This window comes from Paraburkholderia dipogonis (genome assembly GCF_046027395.1).
Lineage (GTDB): Bacteria > Pseudomonadota > Gammaproteobacteria > Burkholderiales > Burkholderiaceae > Paraburkholderia > Paraburkholderia dipogonis_A.
This window is the reverse complement of sequence record NZ_JAQQEG010000031.1, coordinates 36046-58964: the sequence shown is the minus strand read 5'-3', so window position 1 is coordinate 58964 and position 22919 is coordinate 36046. Positions and strand designations below refer to the sequence as shown.

Sequence of the window (22919 nt, the reverse complement as noted above, 5' to 3'; positions counted from 1 at the left end):
CGAATACTATGCGACTGCCGCGCAAGCCGCGGGCGAATGAAGCAGGCACGACGATTCCGACGCGCGAAATCGGCCGCAACGGCTGCTGCGTCGCAACAAGCGAGCCGGCCCGAGTGAAGCTTGCGGCGCGTAAGCCCGGATTGAACCCGATTTTTGTGCTGTCTATGATCAAAGCGCAGCTGACGTGGCTGCTGTGCGGAGAACGTGATGACGGTATCCAAGTTGCTGTTTGCAGTTCGCCAAACCTGCCTTCCGGCGCTGAGCGTCTGTGCGGTTCTGAGCGCCGGGCTTTCGCCCGCCGTCGCGGACGCGGCCAAGCTGCCCGACAAGACCCTCGTGTTCTGCTCCGAGGGCAGTCCGGCGGGCTTCGACAGTGCGCAATACACCACCAGCGTCGAGTTCAGCGCGGGGTCGTACACGGTCTATAACCGCCTGATCGAGTTCGCGCACGGCAGCACGGATATCGAACCGGGCCTCGCGGAAAAATGGGACGTGTCGCCGGACGGGCTGACCTATACGTTTCATTTGCGCCACGGCGTGAAGTTCCAGACCACGGCGTTCTTCAAGCCGACGCGCGAGTTCAATGCGGACGACGTCGTCTTCACGTACCAGCGGATGCTCGACCCGGAGCAGCCGTTCCGCAAGGCGTACTCGGTGCCATTTCCCTATTTCACCGATCTGGGCCTTTCCAAGAACATCGCGAAGGTCGAAGCGGTCGACCCGTACACGGTTAAATTCACGCTGAAGGAAGTCGACGCGCCGTTTCTACAACAGATCGCGATGCCGTTCGCGTCGATTCTCTCGGCGGAATACGGCGATCAGCTATTGAAAGCGGGTAAAGCGTCGGATATCAATCAATATCCGGTCGGCACCGGCCCGTTCATTTTCCGCAGCTATACGAAGGACGACACGATTCGCTTCGACGGTAATCCCGATTACTGGAAGCCGGGCGTCGTCAAAGTCGGCAAGCTGATATTCGCAATTACCGTCGATCCGGCCGTGCGTCTGCAGAAACTCAAACGTGGCGAATGCCAAGTGATGGCGTATCCGCGTCCCGCCGATATTCCGACGGTGAAAACCGATGCGTCGCTCGTCATGCCGAACGAGGTGGGTTTCAACCTCGGCTATATCGCCTACAACACGACCAAGAAGCCGCTCGACAACGTGCTGGTGCGCCGCGCGCTCGATATGTCGATCAATAAGAAAGCGATTATCGAGTCGGTGTATCAGGGCGCGGGCCAGACGGCAACCAACCCCATGCCGCCGACCCAGTGGGGCTACGACAAGAATCTGAAGGACGCTCCGTACGACACGGAAAAAGCCAAAGCGCTGCTGAAGCAGGCGGGTTATCCGGACGGTTTCGATCTGACATTGTGGGCCATGCCGGTTCAGCGGCCTTATAACCCGAACGCGCGCCTGATGGCGGAAATGCTGCAATCCGATTGGGCAAAGATCGGCGTCAAGGTGAAGATCGCGACTTACGAATGGGGTGAATATATTCGCCGTGCCCATGCCGGCGAGCATGAAGCGATGTTGATCGGCTGGACGGGCGATTATGGCGATCCGGATAACTGGCTTGGGGTATTGCTGGGTTGCGACGCAGTCAGCGGCAGTAACTTTTCCAAATGGTGCTACAAACCTTATGACGATCTGATCAAAAAGGGCCGTAGTACGACTGATCTGTCCCAGCGCACCAGTGCCTATACTCAAGCCCAGGAGATCTTCAAGGATCAGGTTCCGTTCACGCCGATCGCCCACTCCACGGTGTACCAGCCGATCAGCAAGAACGTCACAGGCTTCAAGATCGACCCGTTCGGTCCGACGCAATTCATGAACGTGGGCCTGAAATAACACCGGCAGGTCGTATTTTTGCTGAGACGACCTTCTAAAGCCGCACGTTCCGGCAAGCGCCGGCGTGCGGCTGCTCCTATGCCCGAATGGTTTCCGATCGTCCGCGCTGCGTGGGATCGGAGTAACCGCTAAAGCGCTAACTCCGATCGACACAGGGAATTTCCTCCGCTTGGTGCTGTGAGCCAAGCTCAAGTAATATCGCGCTACGCCGGCGGGAGCCGGCCACGAACCTGGAGGAAACATGAAGCAAAACAATCTGTTGCGCGCCGCGCGTGTTACGACGCTCGTCGCAGCTGCAGCGGCATCGATGGTGGGCGCAAGTGTCGCGCGCGCTGAGATTCCGAACAAAACCCTGGTCTACTGCTCAGAAGGCAGCCCTGCGGGTTTCGATCCGGCCCAATACACCACGGGCACCGATTTCACGGCTAACACGTTCACCGTCTACAACCGCCTCGTCGAATTCGAACGCGGCGGCACCAAGGTCGAACCGGGCCTCGCCGAAAAGTGGGACGTGTCCGCGGACGGCAAGACGTACACGTTCCATCTGCGTCATGGCGTGAAGTTCCAGACCACGTCGTTCTTCAAGCCGACGCGCGAATTCAATGCGGACGACGTCGTGTTCACGTTCCAGCGCATGCTGGATGCGAACTCGGCCTTTCATAAGGCTTACCCGGTCCAGTTCCCGTACTTCACGGACATGGGCCTCGACAAGCTGATCACGAGCGTCGAAAAGGTCGACCCGTACACGGTCAAGTTCACGCTGAAGGAAGTCAACGCGCCGTTCATCCAGAATCTGGCGATGGAATACGCGTCGATCCTCTCGGGTGAATACGGCGATCAGTTGATGAAGGCCGGCAAGGCCGCCGACATCAACCAGTTGCCGGTCGGCACGGGTCCGTTCATTTTCCGCAGCTACACGAAAGACGCGACGATCCGCTTCGACGGCAATCCGGATTACTGGAAGCCGAACACGGTGAAGATCTCCAAGCTGATCTTCTCGATCACGCCGGACGCCGGCGTGCGTGTGCAGAAGATCAAGCGCGACGAATGCCAGGTGATGAGCTATCCGCGTCCGGCCGACATCGCGCCGCTGAAAGCTGAAGCGAACATCGCAATGCCGTCGCAACCGGGCTTCAACCTCGGCTACCTCGCGTACAACGTGACGCACAAGCCGGTCGACAAGGTCGAAGTGCGTCAGGCGCTCGACATGGCGATCAACAAGAAGGCGATCATCGACTCGGTGTACCAGGGCGCGGGCCAGGCTGCCACGAATCCGATGCCGCCGACTCAATGGTCGTACGACAAGAACCTGAAGAGCGCGTCCTACGATACGGACAAGGCCAAGGCCCTGTTGGCCAAGGCTGGCTATCCGAACGGCTTCGACATCACGCTGTGGGCGATGCCGGTGCAGCGCGCGTACAACCCGAACGCCCGTCTGATGGCGGAAATGATCCAGGCCGACTGGGCCAAGATCGGCGTGAAGGCAAAGATCGTCACGTATGAGTGGGGCGAGTACATCAAGCGCGCTCACGCAGGCGAGGACGACACGATGCTGATTGGCTGGACCGGCGACAACGGCGATCCTGACAACTGGCTCGGCACGCTGCTCGGCTGCGAAGCGGTGAACGGCAACAACTTCTCGAAGTGGTGCTACAAGCCGTTCGACGACCTGATCCAGAAGGGCCGCGTCACGTCCGATCAGGGCGCGCGCACGACGGCTTACATGCAGGCGCAGCAGATCTTCGCGCAGCAACTGCCGTTCTCGCCGATCGCTCACTCCACGGTGTACCAGCCTGTCAGCAAGAAGGTGGTGGATATGCGCATCGAACCGCTCGGCTATGCGCGCTTCGATGGCGTCAGCATCAAGTAATTCGTAAAGCTCACGCAGTACGCTTTTCGCACGGTTAGAAAACTGGTCGAAATGGTCCGGCGACCGGGGTCACGAGCCCTCGTCGCCGGTTGCGTTTTTTCTTCACCAAGACCATAGGGACGAACCATGTTCCGCTTTGTTTTGCGCCGCATCGGCATGGTGATTCCGACTTTCATCGGCATCACGATCCTCGCGTTCGCGCTGATTCACCTGATACCGGGCGACCCCATCGAAGTGATGATGGGCGAGCGCGGCGTCGATCCCGCCATGCACGCCGCGGCAATGCACCGGCTCGGGCTCGACGAATCCCTGCCGATGCAGTACGTCCACTACATTGGGCGCGCCCTGCACGGCGACCTTGGCACCTCGATCATCACCAATACCAGCGTGATGGGCGAATTCCTCGCACGCTTTCCCGCTACCGTCGAACTGTCGGTCTGCGCGATGCTTTTCGCGCTGATTGTCGGCTTGCCGGCGGGCGTGTTCGCGGCGTTGCGGCGCGGCACGGTAGTCGATCACGGCGTAATGGGCACGGCGCTCACCGGCTACTCGATGCCGATCTTCTGGTGGGGCTTGATCCTCATCATGGTGTTCTCCGTGAAGCTCGGCTGGACGCCGGTGTCCGGCCGCATCGCGGTCGAATACGACATTCCGCACGTGACCGGCTTCATGCTGATCGACGCGATGATGTCCACCGACGAAGGCGCGTTCAAATCCGCACTGAGCCATCTGATCCTGCCGGCCATCGTGCTCGGCACGATTCCGCTGGCGGTCGTCGCTCGCATGACGCGTTCGTCGATGCTCGAAGTGCTGCGCGAGGACTACATCCGCACCGCGCGCGCGAAGGGCTTATCGCCGGGGCGCGTGATCGTCGTGCATGCGTTGCGCAATGCGCTGATTCCGGTGGTGACGGTGATCGGTCTGCAGGTCGGCACGCTGCTCGCGGGCGCGGTGCTGACCGAGACGCTGTTTTCGTGGCCGGGTATCGGCAAGTGGCTGATCGACGCGATCGGCCGGCGCGACTATCCGGTGGTGCAGGGCGGTATCCTGATGATCGCCACGCTGGTCATTGTTGTGAACCTCGTCGTCGATCTGTTGTACGGCGTGCTGAATCCGCGCATCCGCCATACGAGGTGAGCTGAAAATGGCAGACATCCAAAATACAGTCCCCCAGTCGGTCACTCCTCCGAGTGGCCGCGCTATCGCCGCCCGTGAGTTCTGGGCGAATTTCTCGCGTAACCGCGGCGCGGTCAGCGCCGGCGTCATCGTGCTGGCGTTGATCTTCGTCGCGATCTTCGCGCCCTTGATCGCGCCGCACAGTCCGATCGAGCAATACCGCGACTTCGTGAAGATTCCGCCCGCATGGCTCGAGGGCGGCAACTGGAAGTTCATTCTCGGCACCGACGAAGCGGGCCGCGACATCCTCTCGCGTCTGATGTACGGCGCGCGGCTGTCGTTCTGGATCGGCTTCGTCTCGGTGGTGCTCGCGTTGATTCCGGGCGTCGTGCTCGGTCTGATCGCAGCATTCTTCGAGAAGTGGGCCGACACGCCGATCATGCGCATCATGGACGTGCTGCTCGCGTTGCCGTCGCTGCTGCTCGCCGTCGCGGTGGTGGCGATTATCGGTCCGGGTCTCGTCAATACGATGCTCGCGATCGCGATCGTGGCCTTGCCGGGCTATGTGCGTTTGACGCGCGCGTCGGCGCAGGGCGAGTTGCAGAAAGAGTACGTGACGGCTTCGCGCGTGGCGGGCGCCGGCACCTTGCGTCTGATGTTCTCGCAAGTGCTGCCGAATTGCACCGCGCCGCTGATCGTGCAGGCCACGTTGGGTTTTTCGTCGGCGATTCTCGACGCCGCGGCGCTCGGTTTTCTCGGCCTCGGCGTGCAACCGCCGTCGGCGGAGTGGGGCGCGATGCTGGCCTCGGCGCGCGATTATATCGACAGCGCCTGGTGGATCGTCACCATGCCGGGTCTGTCCATCCTGATCTCGGTGCTCGCCATCAATCTGCTCGGCGACGGGCTGCGCGACGCACTCGATCCCAAACTGAAAAGGATGGCCTAAATGTCTAGCCTATTGACCATCCGCAATCTGGCGGTGAACTTCAACGGGCTGCCCGCAGTCGACCGGATCAACCTCGATGTCGCGCCGGGCGAAGTGGTCGGCGTAGTCGGTGAATCGGGTTCGGGCAAGAGCGTGACGATGATGGCGCTGATGGGCCTGATCGACGCACCGGGCATCGTGACCGCCGACGAAATCACCTTCAACGGCAAGAACCTGCTGAAGGCATCGGCGAAGGAACGCCGCAAGATCATCGGCAAAGACATCGCGATGGTGTTCCAGGACGCGCTCACCAGTCTGAACCCGAGCTACACCGTCGGCTACCAGATCAAGGAAGTGCTGAAGCTGCATGAAGGCTTGCGCGGCAGTGCGCTGGACAAGCGCGCTTTGGAACTGCTCGATCAGGTTGGCATTCCCGACCCGAAAGGCCGCATCGGCTCGTTTCCGCATCAGATGTCGGGCGGCATGAACCAACGCGTGATGATCGCCATGGCGATTGCCTGCAACCCGAAGCTGCTGATCGCCGACGAACCGACCACCGCGCTCGACGTGACGATCCAGGCGCAGATCATGGAGCTGCTGATCAAGCTGCAGAAGGAACGCGGCATGGCGCTCGTGCTGATCTCGCACGATCTGGCGGTGGTGTCCGAAGTCGCGCAACGCGTCGCGGTCATGTACGCTGGCGAAGTGATCGAAACGAACAAAGTGCCGGACATCTTCGCCGCGCCGCATCATCCGTACACGGAAGCGTTGCTGGCGGCGATTCCCGAGCACAATGTCGGCGCCGTGCGGCTTGCCGCATTGCCGGGCATGGTGCCGGGTCGCGACGACCGTCCCAAAGGGTGTCTGTTCGCGCCGCGCTGCAAATATGTGGTCGACGACTGCATGAAGGCGCGGCCCGCACTCGCACCGATGCAAGGTCACGCTGAAGTGGCGCGCGTGCGCTGCATCAAACCCCTGAACCTGAGCGGCGACGCCAACGTTCACACCCATGGAGGCGCACGATGAACGCAGTACTCGAAACGCGGCGCCAGTCGGACCATGCGGGCGATCACGTGCTGGTCGCGGAGCAATTGGCGCGTTACTACACGGTCAAGCGCGGCATGTTCGCGTCCGGCACGGTGAAGGCGCTCAACGGTGTCTCGTTCGCGCTCGATCGCGGCAAGACGCTGGCGGTGGTCGGCGAATCCGGCTGCGGCAAATCGACGCTCGCTCGTCAACTCACCATGATCGAAGCGCCCACGGCGGGCCGTCTGCTGATCGACGGTGAAGACGTGGCCGGCGCCGATCACGCGAAGATCGCGGCGCTGCGGCGGCGCGTTCAGATGGTGTTCCAGAACCCGTTCGCTTCGCTGAATCCGCGCAAGACCGTCGAGCAGACGCTCGGCGAGCCGCTCGCAATCAACACGCAACTGAGCGCGACCGAGCGCGCCGAGCGGATCGCGCAGATGATGCGCACCGTCGGCCTGCGTCCCGAACATGCGAAGCGTTATCCGCATATGTTCTCCGGCGGTCAGCGGCAGCGTGTGGCGATTGCGCGCGCGATGATTCTCGACCCGCAGATCGTGGTCGCCGACGAACCCGTGTCGGCGCTCGACGTGTCGATCCAGGCGCAGATTCTGAATCTGTTCATGGATCTGCAGGAACAGTTCAAGACCAGTTACGTGTTCATCTCGCACAACCTCTCGGTGGTGGAGCATATCGCCGACGATGTGATGGTGATGTACTTCGGCGGCGTGGCGGAGCTCGGCGACAAGAAGCGGATTTTCTCGAACCCGCGTCATCCGTACACGCGCGCGCTGATGTCGGCCACGCCTTCGATCTTCGAGGCGGATCGCACGATCAAGATCAAGCTGCAAGGCGAAATGCCCTCGCCGCTGAATCCGCCGTCGGGCTGCACGTTTCATCAGCGCTGCCCGTACGTGATCGAGCGCTGCCGCAGCGAAGAACCGAAGCTGCGTGAGGTGGATGGCCGTCAGGTGTCGTGTCACCGCGCCGAGGAGGTGGGGGACGTGGATGCCTGATGGATTGGCGGCGCGTCGTCTTACGCGCCGCTTGCGTGATGGCGGCCTCAGTGCTGCTTTCACGTGGCGCTGGAGGGCGCGTGCACTCACCGGTGCCGCGCTCTTCGGCGTTTGTTCCGTATTTCTTCCGGGCATGGGGCCGATCGGCATCGCGCATGCCGCCGGGGCGGCCGCCAATGCGCCCGCGCAGGCGGGGCGTTCGGCGCTCCCGGTGCCCAACATGCCGGCGCCGCCACGCGCCGGCTTGCCTGGCTTCAATCCGCCGCCCGTTGCGCCGCCTGCCTTGCCGGGCACCACGGCGAGCGGCCCGGTGCGCGCGCAGCCGGCGCGCATGCCGTTCTATGTCGCGACACGCGGCACAACCACCATCTACGTGCTGGGCACGCTGCATGTCGGCGATCCCGCCGACTACCCCGCCAATCAGCCTTTCCGCGCACCGATCCTCGGCGCGCTCGCCGCCTCGCCAACGTTGGCGCTCGAACTCTCACCCGACGAACTGCTGGTTTCGCAAGACGACGTCTCGAAGTACGGCGTCTGCCGGCGCGACTGTCTGCCGGGTCTGCTGCCCGAACCGTTGTGGCACAAGCTGGCCCTCCGGCTGCGCGGCAATCCGGCGGCGCTCGACGCCATCAAGAAAATGCGGCCGTGGCTCGCTTCGTTGCTGGTCGAAACCTACGATTCTCTGAGTGCCGGCCTGCAGACCGAGTACGGGTCAGAAGCGCAACTACAAAACGTCTATCTCCGCACGCGCGGCAAGATCGTCGGTCTGGAGACGTTGTCGCAGCAGATGCGCGCGTTCACGGGACTGTCGCTCGCGCAGCAGCGCGAGATGCTGGCGCAGGATCTGGTGCAGACGCCGGCGGAAAACGTCGAGGATGTGCGGACCTTGCACCGTCTGTGGCGCGTGGGCGATGCCGACGCGATCGCCGCCTGGCAGGCGGCGAAATCCGAAAAACTGGCCCGCGACAAACGCATCTCCGATTCGATCGACAACAAGATCGTCTATGACCGCAACCGGCGCTTCGTTTCGCGGATGCTGCTGATCGCCGCGCCGAACAAGCCGGTTTTCGTGGCGATCGGCGCTTTGCATCTGGGTGGCCGCAAAGGCGTACTGCAGATTTTGCGACAGCACGGGTTTGTGGTGGAGGCGGGCTGAGGTTCGTCAGGCCCTAAGACGAAGTACACGCATCGTGGCAAGCATCCTAAGCGGGATCGGCCGTTCGGCCATCATCGGAACCGGTATCTGAAGCGCCCAGTCCGACGCTCACGTGTGCTGCAAAATGCTCGCGGCACACGCAGCCATAGCGGCCTTTGCATGCTATGATGTATGTACAAACGTCAATACAGGTGGCGCGTGCTGTTTGAATGGGACGAAGTCAAAAATCAGATCAATATCCATAAACACGGCGTCGATTTTCAGGATGCCATCGACGTGTTCAACCACCCGGTACTCACGGCGCTAGACCCGCGGGAAGACTACGGCGAAGACCGTTGGGTCGCGCTAGGCTGGATAGCAGCCATCGTGGGCGTGGCGGTGTATGTCGAGCGCAACGTGGATGTGGTCCGGATCATTTCGGCACGCAAGGCAACGCGGCACGAGATCAAACACTACAAGCAGCGCGTCTGGCATTGACTGGCATTGTGGCAATCGAGGCATGAGCAGAGGTGAAATGATGGCTAAAGCATCGGGAACAGACTGGAAGCGGCTCGCCAAAACGGACGACGCGCAAATCGACACGAGCGACCTGCCCGAGTTGGGCGACGACTTTTTTCAACGCGCCGAATTGCACGTTCCGCCGAAGCAGGCAGTGACAATGCGTCTGGATGCGGACGTGTTGAGCTGGTTCAAGGAGCAGGGGCAGGGTTATCAGACGCGCATCAACAAATTGTTGCGCGCCTACATGCTGGCGCATCAGCGGCGGCGTCCTTAAGTCGCGGGACAGCCGCATTTGGTCTGCACCCGGTATGAGCGATGCTGCGCCCAGGCGTCGGGCCTCGGCGCAGCGTGGGCGTTAGAAGCCGCCGTCGCGTAATGCTTGGGTCACTTCCTTGACCACCGGCGCCCAATCCCCCAGCACGGCCTGCCGGAACAACCTCATCCCCGGATACCACGGCGAGTCACGGCGCGCTTCCAGCCAGCGCCAGTCCGAATTGGCGGGCAACATCAACCACACCGGCTTGCCCAACGCGCCCGCCAGATGCGCGACGCCGGTGTCTACGGCGATCACCAGGTCGAGGTTCATGATCAACGCGGCCGTGTCTTCGAAACTGTTCAGATCGGCGGTGAAATCGTGGGCACGGAAAGCCGGCGGCGCGTCGGCCAATTGCGCATGCGCCGGACCTTTCTGCAGCGCGTACCAGGCTACGTTCTCCAACTCGCTCAGCACGCTCAGGTTGGTTAGTGTCATCGACCGATAGCGGTCGTTGCCGAATGTAGGACTGCCGGCCCAGACGAGGCCCACTTTGTGCGTCGATTTGTCGGCTGCGCCGAGCCGTTTGCGCCATGCCTTGATCTTCGCTTTATCGGCGAACAGATAGGGCACGTCTGCGGGAATGTCGGAGAGATCCATGTCGATGCACGACGGCACGCTCATCATCGGCACCCAGAAGTCGTACTCGGCGTCGGGCTTGCCGCTGAAGGCGCGATGCACGCCCGCGATCCGTTCGACCCAAGGCAGCAGCGGTTCGCGCACGCACAGGTCGACCGTCGCGCCCCGTTGGGCGAGCACGCTTGCAAAGCGCAGGAACTGGAAGTGGTCGCCGAAACCCTGCTCGCCGACCAGCAGCAGACGACGCCCCTCGAGCGGTTCGCCGCGCCATTCGACCACGCCTGGCACCGCGATCGCGTCGTAGTCGCTCTTACGCCAGCGCAGCGCGAATTCAGCCCAGCCCTGCTGATAGTCGCCGCGCTTGAGCAACAGCCACGCGAGATTCTGATGCGCGTCCGCGTAGTGCGGATCGAGCGCGAGCGCCCGGCGATAAAAACCTTCCTCTTCGTCCAACCGGCCTTGCGCACCGAGCGATCCGCCCAGGCACACGAGGTGAGTCGGAATCGGTTTGAGTGCGACAGCGCGCCGGTAATGCGCTTCGGCGCCCGCATAGTCGCCGAGCTTGCCGATCAGGCTGCCCAGATTGACGTGCGCCTCCGCATAATTCGCGCGCAGCGCCAAGGCACGCTCGAAGCTGGCGATCGCCGCGCCGTGGTCGCCTCGCGCTTTGTGCGCATTGCCCGCGTTGAAGTGCGCTTCCGCCGATGTCGGATCGAGCGACAAGACCTCGCGATAGCACGCCAAGGCTTCGTCGAAACGCGCGAGTTTGCTGAGCGCCGTGCCGAGATTCAAATGCGCGTCGAGCAGCGTGGGGTTCGAGGCCAGCGCCAACCTGTACTGTTCGATCGCTTCATCCAGGTCACCTTGCGCTTGCAGCGCGACGCCGAAGTTGTTGTGCGCGTCGGCGAAATCAGGCTGGAGTTGCAGCGCCTGGTCGTAGCAAATCATCGCTTCGTCAAGATGGCCGAGTGCGGCGGCCACGAGTCCTCGGTTGCTCCAGCAGGCGGCATCGTGACGGTCGAGTTTGAGCGCGCGGCTCATCAGGCTGGCGGCGTCGTCGTGATTGCCGCGCTGGTATTGCAGCACGCCGAAGTAGTGCAGCGCTCCCGTACGGGCGGGATCGAGCACGAGGGCTTCGCGATAGAGGGATTCGGCGGCGTCGAGCCGGCCGGCCTGATGCGCTTCGAGCGCGGCGTCGATCAATGAGGCGAGGTAAGCGGCGTGCGGCGGCTCGTTGCGCGCGCGATCAGGCTGGGATTGATGTTCCATGGAAATCTGCGGGAGAGCGTCGGCGGCGCGCTGCGCGTACCGGCGCGTGTGGATGGGAGACCGTCCAGCATCGTATGGTCGCCCCCCATTTCCCGACGATCGGACGCATCCTAATTCGGTCGCATCCGTGCCGTGCCGTGAGCCCATTTCATCGACGTATCGCAGAAAGGCCCTGCGATACGTCGGTGTTTCTCAACAGCAGCGGTAAGCGTCTTACAGGAACATCAGGAAATTCAGCAGCAAGATGTTCACGATCAGCAAGGTCAGCGCAGTCGGTATCTGCACCTTGATCACCGCGTTCTTATCCGGCAGCTCCAGCAGCGCGGCCGGCACCATGTTGAAGTTTGCGGCCATCGGCGTCATCAGCGTGCCGCAGTAGCCGGAGAACATGCCGATCGCGACCATCACCGCCGGGTTGCCGTGAAATACGCCCACCAGAATCGGCACGCCAACGCCGCCTGTCATCACCGGGAACGCGGCGAAGCCGTTGCCCATCACCATGGTGAAGAGCGCCATGCCGATGCAGTACACGGCCACCGCGATGAAGCGGTAGTCGAGGCTGATGTACGCCGTAGTCACGTGCGCGACGGCCTTGCCCACGCCCGCATCCGAGAACACGAGGCCGAGCATGCCGAGCATCTGCGGCAGCACCGCAGCCCACGACAACGCGTCGACCAGACGGCGCGTTTCCTTCATCGACTGGCCGACAGTGTCGCGCGTCATCACACAGGCAATCGCGAGCGCGATCACGCAGCCGATGCCGAAACCGATCAGCGTGACGTTGGCCTTCTCGATCAGCGGCATGCCGCCGAACACCAGATGGCTCGCCGATAGTGTGATGATCACGGTGACGACCGGAATCGTCAGCGCGGGCACGAACAGCTTGTTACGCAGACGCGCGGCGCTCGCCTTGCGCGCCTCGAGCGACAGCACTTTCGGCTTGCCGGCAGTCACGCCGCCGAAGCCGGCGATCAGCGCCATTACGATCACGAGCACGCCGACTACGGCGGGCGGCAACTTGTCGCCGATCAGGAAGATCAGCGCGTAGAGAATCCAGAAACCGCCGGCGGTGAAACGGCGCGGGTGATCCTTGTCCGTGACGATCATGCCGCCGACAACCAGCAGCACCACGCCCAGCAGCCAGAAGAGATAGGTAATCGTGAGCGTCATGCTTTGTCTCCCGCAGCGGATTGCGTCGACGAACCAGCGGCGTTGCTCGCCCCGGCATTGCCGCGCAGTTCGCGTTCGAGCTTGCGGTCGAGCAGATACAGGCGGAAGCCGTGAATGATGAACGCGCAGATGGCGGTCGGAATGCCCCACACGGCCACGTGAATCGGCTCGACGATGATCCCCGCTTCCTTCAGGAAGGTGGTCATCAGCACGATCGCGCCGAACGCGACGAAGATGTCCTCGCCGAAGAAGAGGCCCACGTTGTCGGTCGCCGCGGAGAACGCGCGCAGTTTGAAACGCACCGCGTCGCTGATCTTGCCGAAGCGGGTTTCGGTCGCGCCTTCGGCCATCGGCGCGATCAGCGGACGCACCATCTGCGGATGGCCGCCGAGTCCGGTCAAACCGACCGCCGCGGTCAACTCGCGCACCAGCAGATAGACGATCAGAAGACGCCCGGCGGTGGCGGCCTTGATGCCGCCGATCCACGTTTGCGCGCGCTCACGCAGGCCATGCCGCTCGAGCAAACCGATCACGGCGAGTGGCAGGAGGATGATCAACGGGATATTGCGGGTCTTGATGAAACCGGTGCCGATCTCGGCAAGAATCTTTTCAGGCGGGAAGTGCGCGGCCAGGCCGGTGATGATCGCGGCGACCGCCACGATCAGCATCGGATTGAACCGTAATAAAAAGCCGACGATGATGACGGCCACGCCAATGAGCGGCCATAGACTGACTGTTGACTGCATCTGGATCTCCAAACAGGGTTTCAACCTCGCCGCTTGTGACGGCTCACGTGGGCCGGCGCCGGGTGGTCCAGACGCCGTCTTGTTGCCACGGCTCTTGATGGCCGCGTTTGCTTCGCTACACCTGCATCTACACCTGCACCTGCTGATTGACTGCGGGTACTGCAATGCGTCCTGTACCTGGCAAACGCCCCGCGTGGAGCGGGGCGTTCCAACGTGCACCAGGCTTGAATCGCGCTGTCCGGCTCGCGGGTCGGCCGGCGCTTCAGGCGCGGGCGGCGCCGGCTGCGTGGACCTCGATGCCCGCGTCCTGCAGCGCACCGCGGATGCGCCGCGCGAACGCCAGCGCATGCGGACCGTCGCCATGCAGGCAGATGGTCTGCGCATTCAGCGGCACCCATTGGCCGTCCACGGCCTGCACGCGTTGCTCGCGAATCATTGCGAGCGTGCGCGTCAACACTTCGTCTTCGTCGTCGAGCAGCGCGCCGGGTTCTTTGCGCGGCACCAGCGAGCCGTCCGCGCGATAGCCGCGATCGGCGAAGACTTCTTCGATAGCGACCAGACCGACGTTGCGCGCGGCCGTTACGAGACCGCTGTTGGCAAGCGCGAAGACCGCCACCGACGGATCAAAATCGTGCACCGCCGAGACGATCGCGTCGGCGATCTTGTTGTCACGCGAGGCCTGGTTGTACAGCGCGCCGTGCGGCTTGACGTGCGCGATGCGCCCGCCCTCGGCCTGGGCAATCGCCGACAGTGCGCCGAGTTGATACAGCACGCCCGCGTAGATGTCGTTGGCCGGCAGATCCATTTCCTTGCGGCCGAAATTCTCCGGATCGTTGAAGCTCGGATGCGCGCCGATCGACACGCCTTTCTGCACCGCCCATCGCACGCAATCGTGCATCGCGTTGGCGCCGCCCGCGTGCCAGCCGCAGGCGATGTTCGCCGAGCTGACCAGATCGAGCAGTGCCTCGTCGGACCCGCAGCCTTCGCCAAGATCGGCGTTCAAATCGATTTTCATGGTGCTCCTCTGCTCTTCAAGAAAACGCCGCGCCGCCCCAAGTTTTCTTGGGCCCCCTCGGCAGGGGCTGGCGCGAAGCGCCAGGTCGGGGCGTTCATCATTACAGTGCCGCGACGGCCGCTTGCCGCGCGCAGCGTTCCTCATGCATCGCGATCGCGGCGTCGATCTGCCGCAAATACGTGCGTTCTTCCAGTAAAGCCTGACGTGCCTCGTAAGGCGTCGTCGGGATGAAACGGACGGCGGCGTTCAGGCGCACCTGCGCGAGCTTCCAGAGATCGGCCTGGATCACCGCGCCGATCTTCGGATAGCCGCCGGTGGTTTGCGCGTCGCTCATCAGCACGATCGGCTGGCCGTTCGGCGGCACCTGAATCGTGCCAGGCAGCACCGCGTGCGAAAGCAGCTCGGTTTTCCGGGTGCGCTTGAGCTCGTTGCCCGCCAGGCGGTAACCCATGCGGTTGCTGTTCGGCGTGACGAGCCATTCATCGGACCAGAACGACTCGTGGGCTTCATCGGTGAAGCTGTCGTATTCCGGTCCGCGCAGTACGCGGATCGGCACGGCCCACGGCACGCCCGACGGATGACGGCCACGCCGCAGCGGCTCGTGAACCAGCACGAACTTGCACCAGGCGGGCGCCTTCACGCCGAACTCGGGCGCCTCGGGCGTAAAGCCGAGATGGCCGCGCTGCGGCGGCGCGCCGACCGGCAGGCGGTCGCCGTCGCGCAGCGCGCGGCCGCCGAGTCCGCCGAAATGACCGGCGAGATCGGTGCTGCGCGAGCCGAGCATCGGCAACACGTCGACGCCGCCCGCCACGCACACATAGCCGCGCATGCCGCGCTTCGCCGCGTTGAGCACCAGTTCCTGGCCGGCCTGCACCGGCAGGCTCCACCACGAATAGACCGGCTTGCCGTCGAGCGTCGCGCCGAATTCGGTCCCGGTGATAGCGACCCGCGTGGCGCGCAGAAAGCGCAGCACGGTCGGACCGAAGGTGATTTCCAGCCCCGCAGCATCGGGGCGATTGCCGACCAGCCGGTTGCCGACTTCGAGCGACAGACGATCGAGCGCGCCACCCATCGCGACGCCGAGATGACGGTAGCCGTGACGGCCGAGATCCTGAATCGTGGTCAACAGACCCGCGCGAATCACATCGATCATGCGTGTATCCCCGCGATGGTGAAGCGCACCCGGTCGCCCGGCTGCAACAGCGTGGGCGGGCGGCGCGCCGGGTCGAACAGCGGCAGTTCTGTGCGGCCGATCAACTGCCAGCCGCCGGGCGAAGTGGCCGGATAGATGCCGGTCTGTTCGCCGCCGATGCCGACGGACCCCGCCGGCACTTCCAGCCTAGGCGATGAGCGGCGTGGCGTGTGCAGCGCGGCTTCGAGCCCGCCCATATAGGCGAAGCCAGGCTGGAAGCCGAGAAAGAACACGACGTACTCGCCCTGCGAATGACGTTCGACAACCTCGCGCACGCTCAAGCCCGTGTGATTGGCGACCGCCTGCAGATCGGGGCCGAACTCGCCGCCGTACTGCACCGGAATCTCGACTTCGCGGCCGGGCGCGGGCGCGTCGCTCACCGCATCCCAGGCCGCCTGAAGGTGGCCCACCAGCGCGTCACGGTCGGCCTCGAGCGGATCGAAGACGAGCGTAAGGTTGTTCATGCCCGGCACCACCTCCAGCACATGCGGCCAGTCGCGCGCGGCCTCGGCGGCCGCCCACACGCGCCGCTGGCATTCCAGCGTGGCGGGCGGCGGCGCTTCGCAGACTAGCGCGGTATCGCCGAGCGGAAAGATTCTTGGTTGGCTCATGGATTAACAGCCCAGGTCGAGTCGGAGGATTCGGGCACAGCACACCCTTTGAACGGTTAACGGCATCGGGCAGGCGACGGTTGAAGCGTACATTATCAATAAAATATCAACAATTTCTCAATAAGCGTTTTTGCCAGGCTCCCTGGGATCGAACGCGCGTCGTACACTCCCGACACCTTCCCAACCTGTCTCTCGAGAATCGTCACCATGTCGCGCCATCCCACCAAGATCGTCTCCTCGGAACATCTCGTGTCTGAAACCAGCGCGGAACTGTCCGAACTCGAGTACGCGCTCATCATGGCGGGCAATGCATTCAACCGATGGATGGTGCGCTGCATGTCGGCGGCAGGCGAAAAGGACATGACTGCCATCGAGGTCTCGCTGCTGCACCACGTCAGCCATCGCGAGCGACGCAAGAAGCTGGCGGACATCTGCTTCGTGCTGAACATCGAGGACACGCACGTCGCCACCTACGCGTTGAAGAAGCTCGTAGCTAGAGGGTATGTAAAAAGCGAAAAGACCGGCAAGGAAGTGTTCTTCTCGGCGACCGATGTAGGCCGCGAGCTCTGTCTGAAATATCGCGAGGTGCGCGAAAGCTGTCTGATTTCGACGCTGAAGGAAAGTGGCCTGACCAACGAGCAGATCGGCGAAGCGGCGCAGTTGATGCGTAACGCGTCCGGTCTTTACGACACGGCGGCGCGGGCGGCAGCGTCTTTATAAGGCAGGGCTGTATGTTTTGCGGCGGCGCGGCGCGTGCCAGATGCTCAGTCCACCGGGCGCGGGTAGAGCGCCGCCTCTGTGACGATCAGGTCGAGCGGAATGTCGTGGACTTCGCGTAGAAATGCCTGCGTGCGGCATGCTTCATATGCGATGCCGACCGTGATCGGCTTGGTCTCTCCCGGCCAGGCAGCCAGCGTGCGATCGTAATAGCCGCCGCCGTAACCGAGCCGGTAGCCATGCGAATCGAAGCCCACGCACGGCACGAACAGCAGTTGCGGAATCACAATGCGCCCGGACGTGGGCTCGCCGATCTTGTGGTGGCCGATCCTCATCGGCGTGGTGGGGGTCCATGCGTGAAATTCAAGCGGGGCGCTACGTTCCTTGACCACCGGCAGGCTCGCCTCGCGTTGCGCGCTTGCCGCGAGCCACACCGAGATCGCCGCGCGCGCGTCGAACTCGCCGGCAAGCGGCCAGTAAAATCCCACGCTATTCACGCCGTACTGCTTTAACGCATCGAGCAGGTGCCGGGCGAGCGCGGTATTGTGCGCCGGCTCAGAAGCGGCTTGTAGCCTCGCTTCCAATAGCATTTTACGCAGCGCCTTTTTCGATTCCGCGGCAGGGTTGCATGCTATGCTTGGGTTCAATTCGCGCTCCAGAAACAACGATGTCAAAACGCCTTTACCGAGTATATCGCGCGGCCGGTCTGGCGCTTGCCGCTGCGGCACTCGTCGCGTGCAGCACGGCCTCCGCCGTCAAGCCCCTTCCCCTTTCGCAACTCACGAACGACGACCAGACCTTCGTCCAACTGCGCGAGGCCGCCCGCAATAACGACGCGGCGCGCGCAGCGCAGCTGGCCAGCATGATCCCGAGCTATCCGGCGCCTGCGTATCTGGAGTTCTTCCAGATCAAGCCGCAGTTGTTCGATTCGAGCGGCCACGCGCGGATCGACGCGCCGGACGCGCCGGTGCTGGCGTTCCTGCAGAAGTACGACGGCCAGGCGATCGCCGACCGCATGCGCAACGACTACCTCACGGTGCTCGGCGCGCGTCACGACTGGCGCAACTTCGATCAGCAATACGCCCGCTTCGTGCTGAACGACGACACGCAGGTGAAGTGCTACGCGCTCGAATCGCGGGCCTCGCGCGGCGAAAACGTCGCCGACGCGGCGCGCGCGCTGCTGGTCGATCCGAAGTGGTACGGCGACGGCTGCGTCGATCTGGTCACCTCGCTCGCCATCAACCAGCAGTTCAGTTCCGCCGACGTGTGGCAACAGATCCGCCTCGCCTACGAACAGAACTACACCAACACGGGCGCGAGGCTCGTCGACGCGCTCAGCAACCAGCCGCCTGATCCGGTGCTGTTCAATCAGGCCACCACCACGCCGCCGTTGCTGCTGGCGCGCGGCGTCGGGCCGGATACGCAGTCGCATCAGCTGGCGTTGCTGGCCATCACGCGCATGGCGCGCAACGATCCGGCCATGGCCGCGGCCACGTTCGCGTCGGTGGCGCCGTCGCTGAGTTCGCCCGAGCGCGCCATCGGCTGGGGCACGATTGCCTATCAGGCCGCCGCGAAGCAAATGCCGAGCGCGGTGGACTGGTATCGCCTGTCGGTGAATGCGCCGCTGTCGAATCCCGCGTATGAATGGCGCACCCGCACGGCCTTGCTCGCGGGCGACTGGACGATGGTGCGCTGGTCGATCGAACAGATGCCCGCTGCGCTGCGCAATCAGCCGTCGTGGGTGTATTGGCATGCCCGCGCACTCAAGCAGGCCGGCGACACGACCACGGCAAATCAGGAATTCGAGTCGATCTCGCAGGGCTACAACTTTTACGGTCAGTTGGCTGCGGAAGAACTGGGCCAGAAGATCACGGTCCCGCCGAAAACCACGGTGAGCGACGCCGAAGTCCAACAAGCCGGCAACACGCCCGGCTTCGATCTGGCGCAGCGTTTCTATGCGCTGAATCTGCGGCTCGAAGGCAATCGCGAATGGAACTGGCCGCTGCGCACCATGAGCGACCGGCAACTGATCGCGGCCGCCGAATACGCGCGCCGTATCGAGCTGTATGACCGCACCGTCAACACGGCGGACCGCACGAAGAGCGAGCACGATTTCTCGCTGCGCTATCTGTCGCCGTTCAAGGATATCGTCGAGCGCGATGCGCAGTCGAATGGACTCGACGTGGAATGGGCCTATGGCCTGATCCGCCAGGAGTCGCGCTTCATCATGAACGCGCGCTCGGAAGTCGGCGCGAGCGGTTTGATGCAGTTGATGCCGGGCACCGCGCAACTGGTCGCAAAGAAGATCGGTCTCGGTCCGATCTCGCGCGAGCAGATGAACGACATCAACACCAACATCCTGCTCGGCACGAACTATCTGTCGATGATCTACAATCAGTTCGATGGGTCGGCCGTGCTAGCCACCGCGGGCTATAACGCAGGCCCGGGCCGTCCGCGCAACTGGCGGCAGTCCTTGCAGCATCCGGTGGAAGGCGCGATCTTCGCCGAGGCGATTCCGTTCCAGGAAACGCGTGACTACGTCAAGAATGTGTTGTCCAACACGGTCTATTACGCGGCATTGTTCGAAGGCCGTCCGCAATCGCTGAAGGCGCGTCTGGGTTATATCGCGCCGTAAGCGCCGTGCCGCCGCCGCTTCATTCAGAGGCGGCGGCGCGCCACGCCAGCCGTTGCCGCGGCTTCCACCAGGGAGTCGAAAATGCGACACAAAGCCATTGCGATCATCGGCGGCTCGGGTTTTATCGGCAGCCATCTCGTCAACGCCCTCGTCGAAATGGGCAAGGACGTGCGCATCGCCACCCGGCGGCGCTACAACGCCCGTCATCTCACTCTGTTACCCATCGACGTGATCGAAGCGGACGTGTTCGATCCGGTCCAGCTCGCGCGCTTCGTCGAAGGCGCCGATTGCGTGATCAACCTCGTGGCCACGCTGCACGGCAAACGCGGCACGCCGTATGGCCCGGAGTTCGCGCGAATGCACGTGGAACTGCCGACTAAAATCGTCGCCGCTTGCGAGGGCAAGGGCGTGCACCGGCTGCTTCATGTCAGCGCGCTCGGCGCCGACCCAAACGGCCCGAGCATGTACACGCGCTCGAAGGGCGACGGCGAGAAGGCCGTGCACGCGGCTAATCTGGCGTGGACGATTTTCCGGCCCTCCGTGGTGTTCGGCCCGGAAGATCAATTCCTCAACAAGTTCGCCTTCCTGCAACGAATGTTTCCGGTGATTCCGCTCGCCATGCCGGATGCGAAGTTTCAGCCGGTCTACGTCGGCGATGTGGCCAAGGCGATCGTCAATGTGCTCGATCTCGATGCTGCCAGTGGTCGCACCTATGAGCTGGGTGGCCCGACTGTTTACTCGCTCGAAGATCTCGTCAAATATTGCGGCGATGTGATCGGCAAGCATGCACGCATCATCCGCTTGCCGGAAGCGTTCGCGCGGCTGCAGGCGTTGACCTTCGAAATGGCGCCCGGCGAACCGGTGATCTCACGCGACAATCTCGACTCGATGAAAGTCGACAACGTGTTGAGCGGACCGCTTGCGCCTGAACTCGGCATCGAGCCGGCCAGTATCGAAACGATCGCGCCGATCTATCTGACCGGCACGTCCACGCGTTCGCGCTTCGACACGTTCCGCGCCAGCGCGGGACGTTAAATTTCCTCCCTTTCCCTATACAAAGCATGAAGCTGCTTATTGGTGATAAGAACTACTCGTCATGGTCGATGCGGCCGTGGCTGCTGTTCAAACACTTCGGCATTCCGTTCGAGGAAGTGCTGATCCATCTGAATCTGCCGGACACCAACGCGAAAGTGCTTGCGCTTGCGCCGTCGGGTCCGGGCAAGATCCCATGCCTGGTCAACGACGATGGTTCCGCTACGTGGGATTCGCTGGCGATTGCCGAGGCGCTGGCTGAGCGATTTCCTCAACATGCGCTCTGGCCGCGCGACGCCGCGGCGCGCAGCCGCGCACGCAGCGTGAGCGCCGAAATGCACTCGGGGTTCGGCGAATTGCGCTCGAACATGTGGATGAACATTCGCGCGTCGTTTCCGGGCAGGAACGCGACGCCGGGCGCGCTGGCCGATATCGCGCGTATCGAGGCGATCTGGCGCAACTGTCTCGACACTTACGGCGGTCCGTTTTTATTCGGTGAGTTCAGCATTGCAGACGCAATGTACGCGCCGGTCGTGATGCGCTTTAACACGTGGCAACCGGCGTTGTCGGAAGTATCCAAAGCTTATGTGCAGCGTGTGACGGAACTGCCGGCGGTGAAAGCGTGGATCGACGACGCGCTGAGTGAAACACACGCGGTTCCGTACCAAGACGAGTGCCCATGAACATCTACGCAGTAGGCGGCGCGATCCGCGACGAGTTGCTGGGCGTTCCGGTGCAGGACCGTGATTACGTGGTGGTCGGCGCGACGCCGGAGCAGATGGTGGCGCAAGGCTACCGGCCGGTAGGCAAGGATTTTCCGGTGTTCCTGCATCCGCAGACGCACGAGGAGTACGCGCTCGCGCGCACGGAGCGCAAGACGGCGGCCGGTTATCACGGCTTCCAGTTCTTCTATGCGCCGGACGTGACGCTCGAGGAAGACCTGGCGCGCCGCGACCTGACCATCAACGCCATGGCGCGCGAGGTGCGCCCGGACGGCGAGTTGACCGGCCCGGTGATCGACCCGTTCAACGGCCAGGGTGATTTGCAGGCGCGCCTGTTTCGCCACGTCAGCGATGCGTTTCTCGAAGACCCCGTGCGGATTTTGCGGATCGCGCGGTTTGCGGCGCGCTTTGTGGATTTCACGGTCGCGCCGGAGACGTTGACGCTCATGCGCAAGATGGTGGCCGACGGCGAAGTGGACGCGCTGGTGGCTGAACGCGTATGGCAGGAAGTGTCGCGCGGCTTGATGGAGAAGAAGCCGTCGCGCATGTTCGAGGTGCTGCGGGAGTGCGGCGCGTTGGCGCGGATTCTGCCGGAAATCGACGCGCTGTTTGGTGTGCCGCAGCGCGCCGACTATCACCCGGAAGTGGACACGGGCGTGCACGTGATGATGGTGGTCGATCATGCCGCGCAGCAGGGCTATGCGTTGCCGGTTCGGTTTGCGGCGTTGGCGCATGATCTCGGCAAGGCCACCACGCCTGAGGACGTGCTGCCGCGGCATATCGGGCATGAGGGGCGCAGCGTGGATCTGCTGAAGCCGTTATGCGAGCGGCTGCGGGTGCCGAACGATTGCCGGGATCTTGCGGTGCTGGTTGCGCGTGAGCACGGCAATATTCATCGTGTGATGGATATGGGGGCTGCCGCGCTGGTGAGGTTGCTGGAGCGTAGCGATGCGATCCGAAAACCTGCGCGGTTTGCTGAAGCCTTGCAGGCGTGTGAGGCGGATGCTCGTGGGCGGCTTGGGTTTGAGATGCGGGAGTATCCGCAGGCTGAGCGGTTGAGAGTCGCGCTGGTCGCTGCGCGCGGCGTCGATGCCGGTGCTGTGGCTAAGCGGCTTGTTGATGCGCCTGATGGGATTAAGGATGCTGTGCATCAGGAGCGGGTTCGGGCTGTGGAAGGGGCTATTGCATGAGGGGTGGGTTTGCTCGGCGGTTTTTTTTGTTGTTGGGGTTTTGGCCTTTCCTTGCTTTGTTAGTGGTCTATTAGCGTTGCCCCTGTGCGGGGCGGCACCTACTTTTCTTTGCCGGCCGCAAAGAAAAGTAGGCAAAAGAAAGCGGCTCAAACCGCTAACCTCTAAGCGGGTCCCCCGCGCAGCCACGGTAGTGGCGCATCTGGAATCCGTGTCCTCGCACACTCCGCTCCAGTGACCAAGGACTCATCAGCTCCCACTCCGCACTGC

At 63.0% G+C, this 22919-nt stretch carries 21 protein-coding genes; 14 read left to right on the top strand and 7 right to left on the bottom strand.

The features are described 5' to 3' along the window. Positions 1 to 207: 207 nt before the first annotated feature. The 9 genes from PQR32_RS28420 (at position 208) to PQR32_RS28380 (ending at position 9735) form a co-directional block, all read left to right on the top strand. Positions 208 to 1851: an ABC transporter substrate-binding protein gene (locus PQR32_RS28420; RefSeq protein ID WP_408234792.1), complete on the top strand. Its 1644-nt coding sequence runs from the start codon at positions 208 to 210 to the stop codon at positions 1849 to 1851. A gap of 241 nt (positions 1852 to 2092) precedes the next feature. Continuing rightward, the gene (locus PQR32_RS28415) at positions 2093 to 3721 is read left to right on the top strand and encodes an ABC transporter substrate-binding protein (protein ID WP_408234789.1); all 1629 of its coding nucleotides are present in this window, start codon (positions 2093 to 2095) and stop codon (positions 3719 to 3721) included. A 126-nt stretch (positions 3722 to 3847) separates the two neighbouring features. Then, positions 3848 to 4858, top strand: coding sequence for an ABC transporter permease subunit (locus PQR32_RS28410; protein ID WP_408234786.1), 1011 nt, complete (start codon positions 3848 to 3850; stop codon positions 4856 to 4858). Positions 4859 to 4865: 7 nt separating this feature from the next. Continuing rightward, a complete protein-coding gene (locus PQR32_RS28405) occupies positions 4866 to 5783 on the top strand; it encodes an ABC transporter permease subunit (RefSeq protein WP_408234783.1) in 918 nt (305 codons plus the stop codon). Next, on the top strand, positions 5784 to 6788 hold the full coding sequence (locus PQR32_RS28400) for an ABC transporter ATP-binding protein (RefSeq protein ID WP_408234780.1): 1005 nt from the start codon (positions 5784 to 5786) through the stop codon (positions 6786 to 6788). It begins immediately after the preceding gene. Further along, the gene (locus PQR32_RS28395) at positions 6785 to 7804 is read left to right on the top strand and encodes a peptide ABC transporter ATP-binding protein (protein ID WP_408234777.1); all 1020 of its coding nucleotides are present in this window, start codon (positions 6785 to 6787) and stop codon (positions 7802 to 7804) included. The genes PQR32_RS28400 and PQR32_RS28395 overlap by 4 nt, the downstream gene beginning before the upstream one ends. Beyond that, positions 7797 to 8960, top strand: a complete 1164-nt coding sequence (locus PQR32_RS28390; RefSeq protein ID WP_408234774.1) for a TraB/GumN family protein — start codon at positions 7797 to 7799, stop codon at positions 8958 to 8960. Before PQR32_RS28395 ends, PQR32_RS28390 begins: the two co-directional genes overlap by 8 nt. A gap of 171 nt (positions 8961 to 9131) precedes the next feature. Then, on the top strand, positions 9132 to 9437 hold the full coding sequence (locus PQR32_RS28385; RefSeq protein WP_408234771.1) for a BrnT family toxin: 306 nt from the start codon (positions 9132 to 9134) through the stop codon (positions 9435 to 9437). Between the two features lie 37 nt (positions 9438 to 9474). Beyond that, on the top strand, positions 9475 to 9735 hold the full coding sequence (locus PQR32_RS28380; RefSeq protein ID WP_408207265.1) for a BrnA antitoxin family protein: 261 nt from the start codon (positions 9475 to 9477) through the stop codon (positions 9733 to 9735). Positions 9736 to 9816: 81 nt separating this feature from the next. Here the strand turns inward: PQR32_RS28380 and PQR32_RS28375 are convergent, their stop codons facing one another. The 6 genes from PQR32_RS28375 to pxpB all read right to left on the bottom strand — a co-directional run bounded on the left by PQR32_RS28375 (position 9817) and on the right by pxpB (position 16356). Next, positions 9817 to 11622, bottom strand: coding sequence for a tetratricopeptide repeat protein (locus PQR32_RS28375; protein WP_408234768.1), 1806 nt, complete (start codon positions 11620 to 11622; stop codon positions 9817 to 9819). A gap of 213 nt (positions 11623 to 11835) precedes the next feature. Beyond that, a complete protein-coding gene (locus PQR32_RS28370) occupies positions 11836 to 12792 on the bottom strand; it encodes a DUF979 domain-containing protein (protein WP_408234765.1) in 957 nt (318 codons plus the stop codon). After that, positions 12789 to 13538, bottom strand: coding sequence for a DUF969 domain-containing protein (locus PQR32_RS28365; protein ID WP_408234762.1), 750 nt, complete (start codon positions 13536 to 13538; stop codon positions 12789 to 12791). Before PQR32_RS28365 ends, PQR32_RS28370 begins: the two co-directional genes overlap by 4 nt. Positions 13539 to 13800: 262 nt before the next feature. Continuing rightward, positions 13801 to 14553 (bottom strand): 5-oxoprolinase subunit PxpA, encoded by a 753-nt coding sequence (gene pxpA / locus PQR32_RS28360; RefSeq protein WP_408234759.1) that lies wholly within the window; start codon positions 14551 to 14553, stop codon positions 13801 to 13803. 100 nt (positions 14554 to 14653) lie between these two features. Further along, positions 14654 to 15706: a 5-oxoprolinase subunit C family protein gene (locus tag PQR32_RS28355; protein ID WP_408234756.1), complete on the bottom strand. Its 1053-nt coding sequence runs from the start codon at positions 15704 to 15706 to the stop codon at positions 14654 to 14656. Further along, the gene (gene pxpB / locus PQR32_RS28350) at positions 15703 to 16356 is read right to left on the bottom strand and encodes a 5-oxoprolinase subunit PxpB (RefSeq protein WP_408234753.1); all 654 of its coding nucleotides are present in this window, start codon (positions 16354 to 16356) and stop codon (positions 15703 to 15705) included. Before pxpB ends, PQR32_RS28355 begins: the two co-directional genes overlap by 4 nt. A 207-nt stretch (positions 16357 to 16563) precedes the next feature. On the opposite strand from pxpB, the gene PQR32_RS28345 reads away from it, so the two are divergent. Then, entirely contained in the window at positions 16564 to 17076 is a 513-nt protein-coding gene (locus PQR32_RS28345) for a winged helix DNA-binding protein (RefSeq protein ID WP_310813623.1), read from the top strand. Positions 17077 to 17120: 44 nt separating this feature from the next. On the opposite strand, the gene PQR32_RS28340 is transcribed toward PQR32_RS28345, so the two are convergent. Further along, positions 17121 to 17663, bottom strand: a complete 543-nt coding sequence (locus tag PQR32_RS28340) for a 5-formyltetrahydrofolate cyclo-ligase (RefSeq protein ID WP_408234750.1) — start codon at positions 17661 to 17663, stop codon at positions 17121 to 17123. Between the two features lie 77 nt (positions 17664 to 17740). Here PQR32_RS28340 and PQR32_RS28335 point away from each other — a divergent pair, with 77 nt between their 5' ends. The 4 genes from PQR32_RS28335 (at position 17741) to PQR32_RS28320 (ending at position 22652) form a co-directional block, all read left to right on the top strand. Beyond that, entirely contained in the window at positions 17741 to 19708 is a 1968-nt protein-coding gene (locus PQR32_RS28335) for a lytic transglycosylase domain-containing protein (RefSeq protein ID WP_408234747.1), read from the top strand. A gap of 81 nt (positions 19709 to 19789) precedes the next feature. After that, a complete protein-coding gene (locus PQR32_RS28330) occupies positions 19790 to 20743 on the top strand; it encodes a complex I NDUFA9 subunit family protein (RefSeq protein WP_408234744.1) in 954 nt (317 codons plus the stop codon). A gap of 26 nt (positions 20744 to 20769) precedes the next feature. Next, positions 20770 to 21423: a glutathione S-transferase C-terminal domain-containing protein gene (locus tag PQR32_RS28325; protein WP_408234741.1), complete on the top strand. Its 654-nt coding sequence runs from the start codon at positions 20770 to 20772 to the stop codon at positions 21421 to 21423. Next, on the top strand, positions 21420 to 22652 hold the full coding sequence (locus PQR32_RS28320) for a multifunctional CCA addition/repair protein (protein ID WP_408234738.1): 1233 nt from the start codon (positions 21420 to 21422) through the stop codon (positions 22650 to 22652). The genes PQR32_RS28325 and PQR32_RS28320 overlap by 4 nt, the downstream gene beginning before the upstream one ends. Positions 22653 to 22919 lie beyond the last annotated feature (267 nt).

Excerpts from the sequence above, each read along its gene's own strand:
- PQR32_RS28375 (WP_408234768.1), bottom strand. The coding sequence starts at position 11,622 with ATGGAACATCAATCCCAGCCTGATCGCGCGCGCAACGAGCCGCCGCAC.
- PQR32_RS28405 (WP_408234783.1), top strand. The coding sequence starts at position 4,866 with ATGGCAGACATCCAAAATACAGTCCCCCAGTCGGTCACTCCTCCGAGT.
- pxpB (WP_408234753.1), bottom strand. The coding sequence starts at position 16,356 with ATGAGCCAACCAAGAATCTTTCCGCTCGGCGATACCGCGCTAGTCTGC.
- PQR32_RS28320 (WP_408234738.1), top strand. The coding sequence starts at position 21,420 with ATGAACATCTACGCAGTAGGCGGCGCGATCCGCGACGAGTTGCTGGGC.
- PQR32_RS28410 (WP_408234786.1), top strand. The coding sequence starts at position 3,848 with ATGTTCCGCTTTGTTTTGCGCCGCATCGGCATGGTGATTCCGACTTTC.
- PQR32_RS28380 (WP_408207265.1), top strand. The coding sequence starts at position 9,475 with ATGATGGCTAAAGCATCGGGAACAGACTGGAAGCGGCTCGCCAAAACG.
- PQR32_RS28415 (WP_408234789.1), top strand. The coding sequence starts at position 2,093 with ATGAAGCAAAACAATCTGTTGCGCGCCGCGCGTGTTACGACGCTCGTC.
- PQR32_RS28340 (WP_408234750.1), bottom strand. The coding sequence starts at position 17,663 with ATGCTATTGGAAGCGAGGCTACAAGCCGCTTCTGAGCCGGCGCACAAT.
- PQR32_RS28335 (WP_408234747.1), top strand. The coding sequence starts at position 17,741 with ATGTCAAAACGCCTTTACCGAGTATATCGCGCGGCCGGTCTGGCGCTT.
- PQR32_RS28365 (WP_408234762.1), bottom strand. The coding sequence starts at position 13,538 with ATGCAGTCAACAGTCAGTCTATGGCCGCTCATTGGCGTGGCCGTCATC.
- PQR32_RS28385 (WP_408234771.1), top strand. The coding sequence starts at position 9,132 with ATGTACAAACGTCAATACAGGTGGCGCGTGCTGTTTGAATGGGACGAA.
- PQR32_RS28325 (WP_408234741.1), top strand. The coding sequence starts at position 20,770 with ATGAAGCTGCTTATTGGTGATAAGAACTACTCGTCATGGTCGATGCGG.
- PQR32_RS28330 (WP_408234744.1), top strand. The coding sequence starts at position 19,790 with ATGCGACACAAAGCCATTGCGATCATCGGCGGCTCGGGTTTTATCGGC.
- pxpA (WP_408234759.1), bottom strand. The coding sequence starts at position 14,553 with ATGAAAATCGATTTGAACGCCGATCTTGGCGAAGGCTGCGGGTCCGAC.
- PQR32_RS28370 (WP_408234765.1), bottom strand. The coding sequence starts at position 12,792 with ATGACGCTCACGATTACCTATCTCTTCTGGCTGCTGGGCGTGGTGCTG.
- PQR32_RS28420 (WP_408234792.1), top strand. The coding sequence starts at position 208 with ATGACGGTATCCAAGTTGCTGTTTGCAGTTCGCCAAACCTGCCTTCCG.
- PQR32_RS28395 (WP_408234777.1), top strand. The coding sequence starts at position 6,785 with ATGAACGCAGTACTCGAAACGCGGCGCCAGTCGGACCATGCGGGCGAT.
- PQR32_RS28400 (WP_408234780.1), top strand. The coding sequence starts at position 5,784 with ATGTCTAGCCTATTGACCATCCGCAATCTGGCGGTGAACTTCAACGGG.
- PQR32_RS28355 (WP_408234756.1), bottom strand. The coding sequence starts at position 15,706 with ATGATCGATGTGATTCGCGCGGGTCTGTTGACCACGATTCAGGATCTC.
- PQR32_RS28345 (WP_310813623.1), top strand. The coding sequence starts at position 16,564 with ATGTCGCGCCATCCCACCAAGATCGTCTCCTCGGAACATCTCGTGTCT.
- PQR32_RS28390 (WP_408234774.1), top strand. The coding sequence starts at position 7,797 with ATGCCTGATGGATTGGCGGCGCGTCGTCTTACGCGCCGCTTGCGTGAT.